The organism is Streptomyces sp. ICN903 (genome assembly GCF_022015835.1).
Taxonomy (GTDB): Bacteria; Actinomycetota; Actinomycetes; order Streptomycetales; family Streptomycetaceae; genus Streptomyces; species Streptomyces fenghuangensis.
On the sequence record NZ_JAKMAY010000001.1, the window covers coordinates 48,765 to 63,866 of the forward strand.

Below are 15,102 nucleotides of genomic sequence, written 5' to 3' on the forward strand. Positions count from 1 at the left end.
GGCCGTCGCCTCCCTTGTTGAGGCCGCCCGGACACCCCCGAGCACATGAAACCCTCCGCCGATGCCGCCACCGCACGAGCGGAGGGCCATCGGAGACGACCATGACCAACACCTCGATGACCCACGCCCTCCGGACCCTCGGCGACCACACCTGGCAGAACAGGGCCGCCTGCCTCCCGACGGAGGACAACCCCGTGGACCCCGAGCTGTTCTTCCCCGGCCCCGACGAGGTCGACCGCATCGCCGCGGCCAAGGCCCTGTGCGCACGATGCCCCGTCAAGGAGGTCTGTCTGGACGCCGCCCTGGAGAACGGCGACCGGGTCGGCATCCGGGGCGGCATGACCGAGGAGGAGCGCGAGCCCCTGCACCGCGACCTCCCCAACCGCCTGGACCACGCCCGCGTCGACGCCGTCCTCGCAGGACGCGACGTCCACCTCACCGACGTCGAGCGCCGGGCCGTCGTCCGCGCCGCGTACCAGGCCGAGATCCCGGCCGAACGCCTCGCCTGGCTGCTGAAGATCACCGAAGAGCACGCCGAGAAGCTCTACCGGCGCGTCCGCCGTGAGATCCGCAACCGGTCGGTGGGCCGGACGGCGGCACCCGGCTGCCGAGGAGGCGGACACCCCGACCGAGGTGACTTCCGGGAGGCGGCGTGAACACGGACGCCCCGGCCCGCGTCAACGGATGGGACCGGGCCGCCATCGTCGCCCTCGGCGCAGCCGGATGCGCCCTGTCGTACGACGCCCTCCAGCAGATGGCCGAGGCCATCCACGTTCGCGGACCGCTGACCTACCTCTTCCCCCTGGTGATCGACGGGTTCATCGCCTACGGGGTACGCGCCCTGCTGGTCCTGCGCACCGCGCGGTTCACCGCCCGCCTGTACGTGTGGACGCTGTTCGGCACCGCCACCGCCGCCAGCATCTGGGCCAACGCCCTGCACGCCGTCCGCCTCAACCAGCAGGCGTCCGGCGACGGCGGACTGCGGCTCGGGGACACGGTCGTCGGTGTCCTGTCCACCCTCGCTCCGCTCGCCCTGGCCGGAGCCGTCCACCTCTACATCCTCATCGCCCGCCGCACCCAGACCTCGTCTGCGGACAGCCGGGGTGTCCGCCCGGGCGACTCGGCCGGTCCGTCCGCGCAGCCGGTATCCGCCGTGTCCGCCGCCCGCCCCTCCGGCTGCGGCACCGGACAGGCGGGCACCACGAGGGCGGACACCGCGGCCACTCCGGACGGAGGGCGGGGCCGCTCTGCCGGCGCGGTCACCACGCTCCGGCGGGCCGGGCACCCCGGCGGACACCCCGGTCAGGCCGGACACCGGTCCGAGTCGGACGGCGGTACTACCGCCCACCACGGCGGCCGTCTGCGGCAGAACGGCGGTGTCCACGGCGGTCGCGGAGAGATTCGGCCGGGGGCCTTCGGAGCGGACAGTCCGGCTGCGGGCGAGGAAACGGACACCGCAGCGGTAGGCGCCACGGACGCCCGAACCAGAAGACCGTCCACCCCGTCCGGTACGAAGGCGAGCATCGACGAGCTGCTGCCGATCGCCCGCCAGGCGGTCGCGGACGAGGGACGGGTGACCCGCAAGGTGGTCGCCACCGCTGTCCGCTCGAACCGGATGTCGATCAGCAACGACCGGCTGACCGACCTCGTCGAGCGCCTCCGGAAAGAGCAGCACACGGACCGGACGCCTTCCCCCTGACCGTCCGGAGCCCGCCCAGCCCACCGAGCCGGGCGGGCCGACCCGTCACAGAGGAAGCACCCGATGCGCACCACCGCCACCCCCGCCGAGGTCGAGGCCTGGATCACCGTCCTGCGCGGCCGAGGCCACCTCCACGCCGCCGAAACCACGCCCGAGGGGACCTGGACCCTCCAGCGCACCCCTGACTGCCCGCCCGTGACCCTGCACCACCCGGTCCTGGCGATGGACTACATCGCCGACGTGCTCCTCGACCTCCGCCGCCAGAACCGGGAGGGGCTCCGATGACGGCCGACGATCCGGCGGGCACCACCCCGGGCGAGGAGCGCCGACCCTCCACGGCCGCCGGCCGAGCAAGTTGTCACCTTGGATGCCCCAAAGGGCTACCCAAGGCGTCCGCCTCCGCCCAGGGGAGCGGAGGCGGTCCGGCCGGCCCCCGAACGAGGGCGCACGGGGACCGGCCGGGCGTGCGGCACCAGGGGGTGTCGCCCGGGGGAGAGGCAGTCGGCTCCGAGCCGCCGCACGAGCACGCGCCCGCCTTCCCCGACCGCCCACCGCGCCGCCGCACCTACCAGCGCTCCCACCGCGAAGCCGTGATCGCCGTCCGCTTCACGTCCGAGGAGAAGGCCGAGATCGCCGCCGCGGCGGGGCGTGCGGGAGTCTTTCCCGCCGGCTTCCTGGCCACTGCCGGCCTGACCGCCGCCCGCGGCCGCGGCGCACTTCCGCGCGCCGACGAGCAGCTCGACGCCGCCATCGACGAACTGGCCGCACTGCGCGCCCAGATCGCCCGCGTCGGCAACAACCTCAACCAGATCGCCCGCGCCTGCAACAGCGGCGGCCGACCGCACCCGGGCGCACTCGACAGCGCTCTGAAGACCCTGGTAGGCACGCTCGGCCGCGTCGACCTCGCCGCCGACACCCTCGCCCGGAGGCGTACCCGGTGATCCCCAAGATCCGCCGAGGTTCCCGCACGTACGGCCTGCTCGCCTATCTCTACGGGCCCGGACGCCGAGACGAGCACACCGACCCCCACCTGGTCGCCTCCTGGGACGGCTTCGCGCCCGATCCCGGCCGCGACCCGGAGGCCACCCTGGCCCGGCTCGCCCGGGCACTGGACCTGCGGGTCGTCCAGGCCGGCGACCGGGCGCCCGCCCAGCACGTATGGCACTGCTCGGTCCGCACGGCCCCCGGCGACCGGCACCTGTCCGACATCGAGTGGGGCGAGGTCGCCGGTCGCCTGGTCCGCGCCACCGGGCTCGCCCCCGAAGGGGACCCGGACGGCTGCCGCTGGGTGGCCGTCCGCCACGCAGACGACCACATCCACATCGTGGCCACCATGGTCCGCGGCGACCTGCGCCGCTCTCGCATGAGCTACGACTTCAAGCGTGCCCAGGCCGAGTGCCGCCGCATAGAGAAGGAGTGGGGACTGCGGCGGCTCAACCCCGGCGACGGAACGGGGGCGAAGAACCCCACCAGCGCCGAGCGCTTCAAGGCCGAGCGCACCGGCCGCGATCGGACACCGCGCGAGACGCTGCGCGAAGCCGTCCGCCGAGCCGTGGCAGGCGCCGCCACGGAGGAGGAGTTCTTCACTCGCCTGCATGAAGCGGGACTGCGTGTGAACAAGCGGCTCGCCCCCTCCGGTGACGTGCTGGGGTACTCCGTGGCACTGCCCGGCGACCGCAACCGGGACGGCGAACCCATCTGGTTCTCCGGCTCCAAGCTGGCCCCCGACCTCTCACTGCCCAGGATCCGACGACGCCTGGAAGCCGCACCACTGCGCGCCGAGGCAGACGGAAGGCCCCGCGGATTGGAGACGGAGACCACCGCACCACACCGCCCCCGCCCCGCACAGGCCCGCCGCGACGCCGTCCAGGCCGCCGAACACGCCGCCGACGTCCTCGGTGCGAACGACGACGCAGGAGCGGCGCAGCTCGTCGGCATCGGGGAACTGCTCGACGGCCTCGCTCAGACCGCGCCCCCCACCACACGCAGGGAACTGGCCGAAGCCGCCCGCGCCTTCGAACGCGCCACCCGCTCCCACGTCCGCGCGGAGCAGGCCGACTACCGCGCTCTGCGCTCGGCCGCCCGGGGGATCATCCGCGCCGGCAGCGCCCTCGGCCGCGGAGAGGACGGCGGCACCACCGCCATGCTGCTGTCCACCCTGGCGCTGGTGGCGATCGCCGCCGCCCGCTGGCACTCCGCCCGCCACCACGCCCAGCAGGCCGCCGCCTCCCGCGAGGCCACCGCACACCTGCGCGTCGCCTACCAGGCCGCAGCCCACGCCCCGATGAAGGCACTGCGCGAGCAGGGCCGAAGCCTCCCGGCGCCGGTCCGCGAAGACCACGCCGCCCGTATCCGGGCAGCCCTCCCCGACAGGGCGGCCCGGATGAGCGGCGAACCCGGCTGGGACGCGCTGCTGGCCACCCTCGACCAGGCCGAACGCGCCGGACACGACTCCGGGGCACTGCTGGAGCGGGCGGTGGGGATGAGGGAGTTGGCGACGGCAGAGAACGCCAACCACGTCCTGGTGTGGCGGCTGCGCCACCTGGCCGGACTCCCCGCCCACCCGAATCCCCCTCGCCGGAACAGGGCGGCGGGCAGCCACACGAGCCGCCCACGCTCCGAACACTCCGCATCCATCCGGCGAACCCCGCCCGTCCAGCCGACCCCAGCGAGTTCAAGCCACCGCCCAACAAGGCGCTGACCAGCGATCCTCAAGTAATCCACACCCGGAAGGCACACCGAAGCCCCTCGACAGCACCACCCGGTCGCTGCTACCGATGGAACCGGAGAAGCCTCATGGAGAAGACACACGCGCTCAGACCGTTCGGCCACCAGCAGCGTCCCTCGCCGTCGCCGGCGGACGATCCCCTGCTGCGCCTCCAGCAGGAGACCCGCGAACTGGACGGTCCAGGGCATTGGCGAGCGGTCCACCACCCGTACGAACTGACCATCACCGGCATCACCGTGATATGCCCGGCCTGCGGCGCCCGCCGCGACTGGCTGCTCGTCTGCTTCCGTGGTGAAGTCAGCATCCGCTGCCGCTGCTCGCACCAGTGGGTCGAGCGGGAGATCACCCGGGCCGACTTCGACGCGATGCTCGCCGGCCCGGCCACCGCCTATCCCACCCTGCCCGCCGCCATCCGCGCCTCCGGCTACGACGGAACCCTTGCTGGCGCCTACCTGCCTGAACCCGACGCTGAGCAGTGACTTTGCCAGGGCGTTTCGTCTGGACCACCGTGTGGATCAGAGGAAGACGCTCGCGATGTGGAGCCCGGCCCAAGCAGATGGTTGCGGTCTCCCTTCAGCGGAGTGTTGGTATCCCGCTGTTGGTCTGACTCCACACACCTGGCGCCTTCCTTTGACTCCGCGCCCTGCTGTCAACCTGAAGATCCGAGTTCGACACACCGCCTGAGCACGGACGGATATGAGTGGAACGTGAACGTCTTGCCTGCCGCAGCGTCAGAATACGCAGGTGATCACACACAACACAGGCTTCGTCTACGTCATGCGGAATCCCGCGATGCCCGACTTGGTGAAGATTGGTCTGACAACCCAGCAGCCGGAGGAGCGGGCGGTGGAGCTCTCCAGAGCGACAGGCGTTCCGCTGCCGTTCGAGATCGCCTTCCGGGCATTGACCATGCGCTGGCCGGAAGTCGAGCGCCTGGTCCATCAGCGGTTGGACGCGCACAGAATCAACCGGCGGAGGGAGTTCTTCGCTGTGTCCGCCGACACTGCCGTTGAGACCGTTCGCGAGTGTGTTCTGGAGGTGAACGGTAACGATGCCTGGGAGGTTGGAGAGATCCACCCCATCAGGGGTCAGGACCGGGTCGTACTCTCCCTGGAAGCGGGCGAGGTCTTTGTACTGCTGGCTCGACCGTCGTTGTTCGACAACGGTGGGTGGGAGCCGCTCGATCTCTGGCAGGCGCATGCCGACGGCGACCAACTGGAGATCTACACAGCAGACGGGCCGGAGGAGGTTGCAGGACTGAGCGACGGTGATATGGGTGGTGATGACGACCCTGTTCCCTACCTCGATGCTGCAGGGAGCGTCCCCAACGGGATGCTTATCGGCCGTGAGCGTCTTGCGCCGGGCGATCGCATTCTGTGGATGAGGGACGGGGAGCGACCAGGGGCGTGCAGGTGCGTGATCTTCGAGGCGCAGGAATACTGCCAGGTCAGCTGCCGTACCTGGACCCCGCAGGCGGGTCCGGGAGGAATACCTCTCATCCTTAACTACCTTGCGCGCGACCCCTCGCCCGCGATGATGACCGTCTCACAGTTCGCCCTTCGTCTCCCTGGACCGCGTACATGGGCCCCGCGCCCCGAGCCCCGTAAGGAGGAAGCCGTTCCACTGCCCGCCCCCGAGCGCTGGCTTCCCCAGCTCAGGCCGAAGAAAGACCGCCTCTCCCGTCGGGGTAAGCGTTCAGTGTGAGTGCCCGGCCCCTGTCTGCGTTCCGTTCCTTCTCTGATCGTGCTGGAACGCGATCGACTGGGCTGTCCTGAAGCATGCTTACGGCGCTGCGGATGATGTTGTCTTTCCCGTCGGCGTCTCTGGGAAGGAGGACAGTTCAGCGGCGACGGCTCGGCGGACGAGCGGAAGGCTGCTCCGGCTGCCAGGTGGAGCTCGTGTAGCGCAGAGTCGATGGCGGGGGAGTGGGTGGTGTGGAGCGGGCCCGGGCGGCTTGGGCTCGGCGGACGCCCAGTGGCGTGGGGACGGATGACGCCGGTGGTTCGAGCGGTGTTGCCTCGACCAGCTCCCAGCACCGGTCGGGGGACCTCGGCTCGGGAGCGGACGACCGGGGCCGGGTCCGCCATGGCGGATGTGGCGGCGGCTATGAGAGAGGCCGGTGTGTGGGTCGAGTGGGTGCCGTACCAGCGTGAGCCGTAGCCCTCGGGCCCGCCCCAGAGAGTCCATTTCTCCCGATGCCCGAAGAGCTCGGCCAGATGGTCGGTACGGCCGCGGCGGTAGACCAGGCCGGCCTGCTCGTCCGGGGCGGTGACCTCGACGTGGTCGTAGCTGGAGCGTACGGTCCAGCCTGCCGCGGCCAAGGGCGCGTACCCGTCCTGTACCCGGTGGTTCCCGTGCAGGTAGCCGTCGCGGCCCTGGGCGTACTTCTCGGCCAGGGCGGTGGTGAAGCCGGTGACGATCTCGGTGGGGGTGGCGTCGTTGAAGGTGGTCACCCAGTGCGGCGGGCCGAAGGGGTTGCTGTAGGCGGCGATCTTCCACAGGACGTCGTCCTCGCCCTCGGGCAGGTAGCCGAGGCGGGCGGTGTGGTCGGGCGCGGTGACGTAGACGTTGCCGAGCTCGTCGTCGTCGATGTCCCATCCCTGCTCCAGCAGGGGCCGCAGAGCGGGGTCGCCGGTGTGGGTGGGGCCGGCGAGGTAGCGGGGAGCGACGTGGTACTCCCGTCGGCGGTCGTCGTCGGTCAAGGGGGACGGTGTGTTCATCGGATCCTCCGTCGGTCGTGCCTCTGCTGCGGCTCGCTCGCCGGGGCGACTCGGGCGGCGTCGGTGGTGGGGCGGGTACTGGTGCCGCTGGACCGGGAGAGCGCGGCCCGAGCCCTGAGATCCGGTGCGCCGGGGTGTCGCACGGGTTCGGGAAGCGGTGTGTCCCGGTCGATCAACCACTGGTTGGCGCTTGTGCCGTCGCGGAAGGCGCCTTCGCGCACGGTGTAGGTGAACGCGTCGAGGTCGGCTTCCTCGAGGAAGAGCCGGACCGGACGCTGGGTGGCGCCGGGGTCGGTGTCCCGGACCATCACCCAGGTCTCGTGCGGTTCGCCGTCACGGGTGTGGTGGTCGAGGACCTCGTACCGCCCGCCCGAGCGGACGATGCGCTCCTCGATCTCGGTGGTCAGGGCGTCCGCGGGACGGCTGTACCTGCCCGCCGGGAGGCGGATGGCCGCAGGATCGCAGCCGCGGGCGGCCAGCCACCGCTGGGCGAAGGGCAGCATCGCGTGCTGCGCCTCCTCTATACGGAAGGTGCCGGCCTGCAGGTCGCGGGCGATGTGCAGCGAGACGAGCTGGGGAGCACCGGGGAGGCCCCAGGTGGCCGAGCTGTCGTGGAGGACGAGGAAACTGTGTGCCGCGTCAGCGGTGTGGTGGCCGACCAGGACGCGGAAGTCGTCGCCGGCCAGGTCGAGACGGTCCTTGGCGTCGGCGGCCGCCTGGTCAGCCGGGGTGAGGCCGTCGAGACGGTAGTCGGGCACGGTCACCTCTCTTCCGGACCGTTCTGGGGGGTGGCGAGCAGACGATGGTTCGGCCGACCCGGGTTGGTGGTGCAGGCGGCGAACGGGCCGTCGGGAGCACGTAGTTGCAGCAGGGTGGGGTCGAGGTGGTCGCGGTGCCAGGTGCTGGGCCCGGCCGGCCCGGCCTCGACGTCGGTGAGCTGCTGCCAGGCCAGCCACAGGGCGTGCAGTCGCGCGACGGCCTCGGGATGCTCGTACCACTGCCGGCACCAGGGGCGGTTGGTGGTGATCTCCCGCCCGTAGACGGGGAGCAGGAGGTTGTCCACCCAGAACCGCAGCGCCTTCAACTCGGCAGCGTAGGCATCCTCGTCCAGCGCCAGGATGAAGGCCGTACGCACCTCTTCTTCGTCTGGTGCGGACTCGGCCTCCGTGCTGCCTGCGCTCGCGGTGGCGGTGACCGCGGGGTCGTCGAACTCGTCGGTCAGCCGGTCCAGGAGCCGGCCGTGGGCGCGGGTGTCCGCGACGAGCCGGGCGACGGTGGAGACCAGATCGTCCAGGTCGTGTCCGGAAGCCCGGGCCGATTCCGGGGCTTCCTCGACTGAGTCGGGCATGGTGCTCCCTCACAGGGATGGGCCGGAATGCAGACGAGGAGGATGGTCCGGAGAACCTCGGGTTTGGCGCAGCCGGTGTATACGGCTATGGGGCTGCGCCCAAGGGGCGACGCGAAGCCGATACCTGACCGGGTGGAGTGGAACCCGGGGCCGGAACGGCGATGAGAGCCAGAACGCGCTGCCGGCCGTGGGAGGACTCGGAAGTGTCGGAGCCGGGCGGAGCCGGAAACCGGCCTCAGCCCCCGGAGGAGGGCGGCAACCTCTTGCTCCTAACAGCCTCTGGACGCTGAACGGCCTGGAACAATCACCCGTCCGGACGCCTCTTCCTCGCCAGGAGTCACGATGCCACCTGCCGGAACTCCCAGGACGCCGGCCGAACGGCTGCACGCCTTGGTCAGTGCCCCTCGAGCCGTCGATGACCTGCGCAGCTACTTCGGCACAGGCCCTCACACGGACACCACGCCCTTCACCGGCAGCCGCTTCGAGGGGCTGGGGGGCGGAGGAGAGCGGTCTGATACCGCCTGCAAGATCACTGCCGACGATCTGGTCGCGGTGCAGACGCTCTCCGTCCGCGTACCGGCGCGCACCGCGCTGGACCTTCTCGAAGGCGGTCTCGGACAGCAGATCGAGGACCTTCTCCGGCAGATCCCGACCGGCCTCGACCTCGTCGGCGCCGAGCCGGCCTGCATCGGGAAGGGCTCCCCGGCGGACCGGGCCTGGCATCTCCTGGTCACCCAGCCGAAGGTCGGCTGGGTGACCGCCGGCAAGCTCCTGGCCCGCAAGCGCCCCCGATTGCTGCCGGTCTACGACCAGGTGGTGCGCTGTGCTCTGGGGTCTCCGTCCGACTTCTGGCACGACCTGCGTGTCGCCCTGTGCGCGGAGGACCGAGCCGTACACCGCCGCCTGCTGGAGCTGCGGACGGCGGCCGGGGTGCCGGACACAGTGAGTGCGCTGCGGGTATGCGATGTCGTGGTGTGGATGCGCCACCGGGGCGACCACACGAGCAGGAAGTGCCCGGGACTGGATCCCTCTGCGCCCGATGAGTAGGCGTCTGCCGAAGGCGGTAAGCCGAGGCCGTGGGCCGACGCGCGGTGCGGACCTCCACTGTGGTGGTCCTTCCGCACCTGCCGGGCCCTCTTGAAGCTCAAGGCAGAGGCGCCCTGCCGGGTCCGCCGAGGAAATCGGGCTGCGGTGGGGAGGGACGGCGGACAGCATGGCGGGATGTCTGAGTTGCTGTGGGCTGACGTCGCGTACTTCTTCCACCCAGGCGTGATGGGGACGCTGCCGGACGTACGTGTGCCGGATGCCTCGGTGGAGGACTGGCAGGCGGTCCTCGATCTCATCGGCGAGAGCGGCTGGAGGTGCCGGTACTCCGAAGGCGAGGCGGTGCTGTCGCTACCCCGGGCCGCGGCGGTGCTGTCCCGTCCGGCTGAAGCAGAGTGCCCCGAGCTGCGGGTCTGGCCGTCGGACGAGGTGCTGGCGATCTTCCGCTTCTGCACAACAGAGGAGATCGACTTCGATGTGGATCTGCGCGAGCTTCAGGGGCAGGAACGGCTGGATGTGTTCTGCGGCCTTCTCCGGGCGATGGGGCGGCGGCTGAGCAAGCCGGTGCTGATGGACCCGGAGGGTGACTACGGCCACCCGGTACTCGGGTTCGACGTCGAAGCCGACCGGGTCGTGCCCCTGGCCGAACCACCGGTCATGTGACCGCTGCCGTGCCCCGGTGTCGGTGGAGGGCCGTCGCGGAGTACCGCGAAGAGGCCACAGGTCCGGTGCCGGGTGCCCCGTTGCATGGCCACCGAGAAGGTGAGGGGAAACTCGAAGCAGAGGATGGCGGGGGCTCGGCGGCCTGAGGTACTGAGCTCTTCCCCATCTGACCGGTCAAAGCCGGCGAGTTCGGTGCGTTTCGTCGTCTAGGTACAAGGCTGCGAGCCGGGGCAGACGTTGCCGCATCCGGGCCGGGTCGTCAAAGTCGAAGTCCTCTCCCATGTCGTGCTCCGGCTCCTCCTGGGACGGCGCGGTCTCTCGGCGGGCCAGCTCGGTGTAGAAGGCGTCGCGGTCTCCGGTGTGGCGGGCGAAGGCTGCGGCGGCCGCGTAATTGATCTCTTCGTAGAAGAGTTCTTCACCCGGGTCCGGGCCGGCGAGGCGCACGGTGGGGTGGTCGGCGAGATCGTCGGGGTGGAGAGCTGCTCTCTGGTACCAGGCACGGTCCTGAGCGATCAGGCCGGCACGGAAGTCGATGAAGCCGTCGTCCGAGCAGCCGCCACCGATGAGGTAGGCGGCTGCCCACAGGTCCCAGCGGTCCACGGCTCCGTGCACCACGTCGAAGCGCTCCTGGAAGGCCAGGATCTCCTCGGCGGGGCGCGCGGCCAGCAGGTCCGCCAGCGCCTTGTGGGTAGGAGCGGTGCTCGTCCGGGCTGCCTCGATGACCTGCCAGAACTCGTCGATGTCCATGAGGGGCCACTGTGCCATCCCGATGTGACAGCGTCTGGCGGATACCTCGTGCCTCGCCGATGAGGCGGAGGGAAGGAGAGGTTGGAGGCGCGCCGCCTCCGAGTCGGGACGACCAGGGCACGCCCTCTCCTGGCGGGCACCGGCCACGGCACACGCGGGGACCGGGTGGTGTTGGAGGTCGGTCCTTCGGTGCCGGGCCAGAACGCTGCCGCGTTTGGTGCGCGGATCTCCGGAAGGCACTTCGTACGCGGTCACCGCCTGTGCCGAGAAGTGGGAGAGGACGCCGGCGCAGGGCTGTGCGCTGGACGGGCGGCAGATGCCTGTCCACTGCTGCGGGGAAGGCCGGGCAGCGCAGACCGGCTGCGCGCGGCGCGGGAGGACAGGAGGCTCTGCTGCTCTGCGGCCCTGTGGAGAAGGAAGCCGCCCGTGAGTATGGCCAGGCGCGCTTCGTCCAGCCGTTCACCGGCAACGGTGGCGCTCTCAGCGCGGTCGGGGGCATCGGGCCCGCCGACCGTTCCCTGCGGGACGGCCAGGTGGTAGTGGGCGTCGGAGACCAGGCGTATGGCCTGCCTGACGTGTGCAGCAGCTGCAGTGAACACGCCGACGGTCTGGCGTTGGGATTCGGTCTGCTCGGGAGCGGTCGCACGGAACAGCACCTCGTCCGACACCTCGGTCAGCAACTCACCGAGGCCGCTCAGGCGCTGGGAGACCTCGACGAGGTTCGGCAGACGGCCGTGGTATTCGGGAAAGGAGAGGTGCTTCCGCTCGGTGTCGAAGCGCAGGGCCATTTCGTACAGGGCTTCGGCGTCCTCGGCGGTCAGGCTGGTCACGAGCAACTCCGAGAAGGTGATCGCGGGTTGGGCGGCAGGTGGAGAAGAGGGGCCGGTCGTCTGGCGGGCAGATCAGGGTGAGGGCCCGCGGTGGCTGCGGGTTCGGGGTGGCCGGTCACGTCTCGCCGACTCGCCCAGGTGGCGAGGCCGTCGGCCGGGCTGGGAGGCGGAAGCCGGCGGAGACGACGGCAGAGGAGAGGGCGCCGACGAAGGACAGGTCGAGCAAGCGGCCGGGAAGCAGGGAGACCGGAAGGCGCCTGCGTGGAGCTTTCGCCTCGTCGTCCAGGGCGTGCAGGGGCTCAGCGCCGTCATCGAGTCGATCGCTCATGGGCGGCTCCGATGGGATGGACAGGCATGAGTCACCGTGCGGGCTGCCGCGGCGGGTGGACGGACGGCCCGATTCGGCGGTGAGAGCCGGCTGCGGGTGCGGGCGGCGACGATGCGGTCGGGGAAAGGTCGGGCGGCGACGGGCGGTTCGGGGGAGCCGGTGGCCTGCCGCCAGCGGCGCACGGCCTCCGCCAGCGGTTCCAGGGCGTGGAGGGCATAGCCGATGAGGCGGCCGGGGGAGAGGGACTCGTCGTCCGCCAGCTCCTGCACGGCCCGGGCGGAGGTGGCGGCGGTCCGCAGCACGGAGGCACGCGCGACCTGCTGCGCCAGGTACTCGGCGGAGCCGGCTGCCGCGCTGCCGCAGATGTCCCTGACCTGCTCGGCCGTCACAGTGCCGTCGGCGAGAAGGCCGCGGTGCTGCGCTTCCCACAGCACGGTGAGGTGGTCCACGGGTTCGCCGCGGTGGTGGAGCGCCGCCACGCACCGGTAGAGCAGGGCGTGGGCGGGAACGGCGAAGTCCTCCGGCCGGAGCCAGGCGACGACCTGGTCCAGCCGTGCGGGGCGCTCGACCAGCACACCGAGCAGGTGCCGCTCGTCGGCGACCACCCGCTCGTCCGACGGAAGGGAGGGCTGCGGAGCAGCTGGCGAGGGCCCTCGCAGAGCGGTGGCACGCGGTTCGACACCACCCCACCGGCGACCGAGGTCCGTGAGTACGCCGGTGAGCCTGCGGGCACAGTGCAGGCTCTCCTCCGCCTCGCCTCGGACCGCATCGGCGCGGGCTGCCTGGTGCAGACGGACGGCGTGCTCCGCGACGCTGCGGTGGATGGCGCCCTCCAGCACCATCCGGCCGTAGGCCGGGGCGTGGCCGGGACGCGGGCATGCGGCGGCGAGGGTGTGCGGGTACGCCGCGGTCAGCCCCCGCACATGGCGGCTCGCCTCGGCGACGGTGTCGGTGACCCAGGACAGCGGCACCTCGTCGGCGCCCGCGTGTGCCGCGGGGTGCCTGTCGGCGCGGAGTTTGAGCATCGCCGCGTACAGGGCAGCGTGGACGGGCCGGGAAAAGTGTGCCGGAGCCAGCCAGCCGGCGAGGCGCGGAAGCTGGCCGGGGTCGAGGAGCACCGCGCCGAGCACCGCCTGCTCGGCCTCCACCAGTGGCCTCACCGGCGGACCTCGTATCCGGGGTCCTGGGCTGCGGACGCCCGGCCAAGAGCGGTCGGCGAAGGGGTGGCCCGACCGGATCCGGCATCGGAGGGAAGGGCGGCGGCCTTGGCCACGGCGCGCTCGGTGATCGCCGCGGTCGCCCTGGCCGAGGCACTGCCCAGTGCCTCGGCGCCCGGCTCCTTGTACCAGGGCCTGAGCTTCAGCAGGGCGGGCCGGACACCGGTGGCGAGCAGCAGAGCCGAGCCCTTGGGCAGAGCGCGGACGGCGTCGGCCGGGAGCGCGCGCTCCTGCCGCAGGGAGACGGAGGTCGATCCGCCGGACTCGCCCGTGGTCTTCGAGACCGTGGGCACGTCGTGGTCGCCGACGAGGCGGGAGAGCTTGTCGGCGAAGTCCGCGTCGTCGATGCCGGAACCGATCAGCTTGATCGTGGCCGCCGACCACAGGGCGTCCATGCCCGCCTCGCCCCACACCCGTACGCCCTGTCGGTAGGACTGCAGGATCGTGATCGGGATGACGCCACGGGAGCCGAGGTGGGAGTACAGGTCGGGCAGGTCGCTGATCTTGCAGACGTTCGCGGCCTCGTCCAGGATCGCCAGCAGCGGCGGGTCCAGCCGCCCGCCGTCGCGCTCGGCCTGGACGACGGCCGCGCGCATCACCGCGTCCGCCGCGGCGGCGATGATGGCCGAGGCGGAGCCGCCGCCGTCCTTGGACAGCAGGAACAGCGTGTCGCGGCCGGTGACGAACTCCTGTGGCCTGAATTCGGGTAGCTCATCGGTGGGGGTGACCCAGGCGGCGACCTCCGGGTCGAGCAGGCAGGCCGCGTACTGGCGGGCGGTCTCGAAGATGCCGTCCCGGGTCTCCACCGCGCCGGCGACGGTGCCCTGGAGTTGGGCGGCGACCGCCTCCAGCCCGGCGTCCTGCAGCAGGTCGACCGGAGTGCGGTCGGCAGGAGAGGCCAGCCAGGCCAGCACGTCGGTGATCGGACGCCCGCTGCGGGCCGCGGCCAGGAACAGGGCGGTGAGGGTGTTGGCGGCGGCGGTGGACCAGAAGTCGCCCTGCGAGGAGTCGTCCACCGAGGCCGACACGAAGTGACCGGCCAGACGCCGGGCCCCGGGCAGATCGCGGGCATCGGCGAGGACGTCCCACCACATCTCGCGCGGGGCGTGGGCGATCTGCTGCGGATCCAGCGTCCAGACCCGTCCGGCCTCGGCGCGGGCGCCGACGGTGGCGGTGTAGGCGTCCCGAGCGGCCTTGTTGGAGGTCAGCAGCACCGGACCGGGAGCGCGGAGGACGGCGGGGACCGCCAGGCAGGAGGTCTTGCCCGAGCGAGGGGCCATGATCGCCAGCAGGACGTCCTCCCAGGAGGACCGCACCTCGACCCGGCCCGGCGTGAGGGTGCCGAGCAGGACGCCGCGGTCGTCCGGACGTACGTCCCTCGGCCTGCGGCCCGACAGGCCGGGACGCAGATCGACGGCCTTGGCCGCGCTCTGCTCGGGCAGCAGCGCCGCCAGGTCCCGCGGACCTGCCAACCCGTTCCGCGGGGCGCGCAGCCGCAGCCACAGAAGCAGCCCGGCGGCGAGGGCGGCGGTGGTGACCAGGGCGGGGACGGCGCGTGCACCGACGAGTACTGCGGTGGGCGACAGGTGGGGCCACAGCCGCTCGGGGTGGAACAGCGCTTCGACGGGCTGGTAGGCGGCCCACCGATCATGACCGGTGAGGAGGCTGGTGAGGTTGCCGGTCAGCCAGGCCAGGGAACCGCCGGTCATCCCGGCGGCGGCGAGCCCGAGCAGGGGGTAGAGCAGCAGGTCGGTACCGGTGGTGGGGGAGGGCGTACG

Annotated in this window: 16 protein-coding genes and 1 pseudogene; 9 read left to right on the plus strand and 8 right to left on the minus strand. The window is 71.7% G+C overall.

Annotated elements, in window-relative coordinates; genetic code table 11:
* Positions 1 to 101: 101 nt before the first annotated feature.
* The 7 genes and pseudogenes from L7D48_RS29255 to L7D48_RS29505 all read left to right on the plus strand — a co-directional run.
* On the plus strand, positions 102 to 656 hold the full coding sequence (locus L7D48_RS29255) for a WhiB family transcriptional regulator (RefSeq protein WP_305853109.1): 555 nt from the start codon (positions 102 to 104) through the stop codon (positions 654 to 656).
* Positions 653 to 1,699 (plus strand): DUF2637 domain-containing protein, encoded by a 1,047-nt coding sequence (locus L7D48_RS00205; RefSeq protein ID WP_237875816.1) that lies wholly within the window; start codon positions 653 to 655, stop codon positions 1,697 to 1,699. Before L7D48_RS29255 ends, L7D48_RS00205 begins: the two co-directional genes overlap by 4 nt.
* A 63-nt stretch (positions 1,700 to 1,762) precedes the next feature.
* On the plus strand, positions 1,763 to 1,984 hold the full coding sequence (locus tag L7D48_RS00210; protein WP_237875818.1) for a hypothetical protein: 222 nt from the start codon (positions 1,763 to 1,765) through the stop codon (positions 1,982 to 1,984).
* A gap of 179 nt (positions 1,985 to 2,163) precedes the next feature.
* A complete protein-coding gene (locus L7D48_RS00215; RefSeq protein ID WP_237875820.1) occupies positions 2,164 to 2,640 on the plus strand; it encodes a MobC family plasmid mobilization relaxosome protein in 477 nt (158 codons plus the stop codon).
* Positions 2,637 to 4,400, plus strand: coding sequence for a relaxase/mobilization nuclease domain-containing protein (locus L7D48_RS00220; protein ID WP_237875822.1), 1,764 nt, complete (start codon positions 2,637 to 2,639; stop codon positions 4,398 to 4,400). The genes L7D48_RS00215 and L7D48_RS00220 overlap by 4 nt, the downstream gene beginning before the upstream one ends.
* A gap of 95 nt (positions 4,401 to 4,495) precedes the next feature.
* Positions 4,496 to 4,906, plus strand: coding sequence for a hypothetical protein (locus L7D48_RS00225; protein ID WP_237875824.1), 411 nt, complete (start codon positions 4,496 to 4,498; stop codon positions 4,904 to 4,906).
* 265 nt (positions 4,907 to 5,171) lie between these two features.
* A pseudogene (locus L7D48_RS29505) lies at positions 5,172 to 5,441 on the plus strand (GIY-YIG nuclease family protein); the annotation flags it as partial.
* A gap of 491 nt (positions 5,442 to 5,932) precedes the next feature.
* Here the strand turns inward: L7D48_RS29505 and L7D48_RS00230 are convergent.
* From L7D48_RS00230 to L7D48_RS00240, 3 genes are read right to left on the minus strand one after another with little or no spacing between them, the layout of a single operon-like run.
* Positions 5,933 to 7,147, minus strand: a complete 1,215-nt coding sequence (locus L7D48_RS00230) for a DUF317 domain-containing protein (RefSeq protein ID WP_237875826.1) — start codon at positions 7,145 to 7,147, stop codon at positions 5,933 to 5,935.
* Positions 7,144 to 7,905 (minus strand): glycosyl hydrolase, encoded by a 762-nt coding sequence (locus L7D48_RS00235; RefSeq protein WP_237875828.1) that lies wholly within the window; start codon positions 7,903 to 7,905, stop codon positions 7,144 to 7,146. The genes L7D48_RS00230 and L7D48_RS00235 overlap by 4 nt, the downstream gene beginning before the upstream one ends.
* 2 nt (positions 7,906 to 7,907) lie before the next feature.
* Positions 7,908 to 8,495: a DUF4913 domain-containing protein gene (locus tag L7D48_RS00240; RefSeq protein WP_237875830.1), complete on the minus strand. Its 588-nt coding sequence runs from the start codon at positions 8,493 to 8,495 to the stop codon at positions 7,908 to 7,910.
* Positions 8,496 to 8,837: 342 nt separating this feature from the next.
* On the opposite strand from L7D48_RS00240, the gene L7D48_RS00245 reads away from it, so the two are divergent.
* Positions 8,838 to 9,542, plus strand: coding sequence for a DUF6308 family protein (locus L7D48_RS00245; protein WP_237875832.1), 705 nt, complete (start codon positions 8,838 to 8,840; stop codon positions 9,540 to 9,542).
* A 174-nt stretch (positions 9,543 to 9,716) separates the two neighbouring features.
* The gene (locus tag L7D48_RS00250) at positions 9,717 to 10,202 is read left to right on the plus strand and encodes a hypothetical protein (RefSeq protein WP_237875835.1); all 486 of its coding nucleotides are present in this window, start codon (positions 9,717 to 9,719) and stop codon (positions 10,200 to 10,202) included.
* 174 nt (positions 10,203 to 10,376) lie between these two features.
* Here L7D48_RS00250 and L7D48_RS00255 read toward each other — a convergent pair whose 3' ends face one another.
* The 5 genes from L7D48_RS00255 to L7D48_RS00275 form a co-directional block, all read right to left on the minus strand.
* Positions 10,377 to 10,949, minus strand: a complete 573-nt coding sequence (locus tag L7D48_RS00255) for a DUF4240 domain-containing protein (RefSeq protein WP_237875837.1) — start codon at positions 10,947 to 10,949, stop codon at positions 10,377 to 10,379.
* Positions 10,950 to 11,200: 251 nt separating this feature from the next.
* A complete protein-coding gene (locus L7D48_RS00260; RefSeq protein ID WP_237875839.1) occupies positions 11,201 to 11,779 on the minus strand; it encodes a hypothetical protein in 579 nt (192 codons plus the stop codon).
* Positions 11,780 to 11,894: 115 nt separating this feature from the next.
* Positions 11,895 to 12,107 carry a hypothetical protein gene (locus L7D48_RS00265; RefSeq protein WP_237875841.1) on the minus strand — a complete coding sequence of 71 codons (213 nt, stop codon included), beginning with the start codon at positions 12,105 to 12,107 and terminating at the stop codon, positions 11,895 to 11,897.
* The gene (locus tag L7D48_RS00270) at positions 12,104 to 13,267 is read right to left on the minus strand and encodes a DnaB-like helicase N-terminal domain-containing protein (protein ID WP_237875843.1); all 1,164 of its coding nucleotides are present in this window, start codon (positions 13,265 to 13,267) and stop codon (positions 12,104 to 12,106) included. Before L7D48_RS00270 ends, L7D48_RS00265 begins: the two co-directional genes overlap by 4 nt.
* Positions 13,264 to 15,102, minus strand: a 1,839-nt coding sequence (locus L7D48_RS00275; RefSeq protein ID WP_237875845.1) for a type IV secretory system conjugative DNA transfer family protein, incomplete at its 5' end; no start/stop codon positions are given. The genes L7D48_RS00275 and L7D48_RS00270, both read right to left, overlap by 4 nt.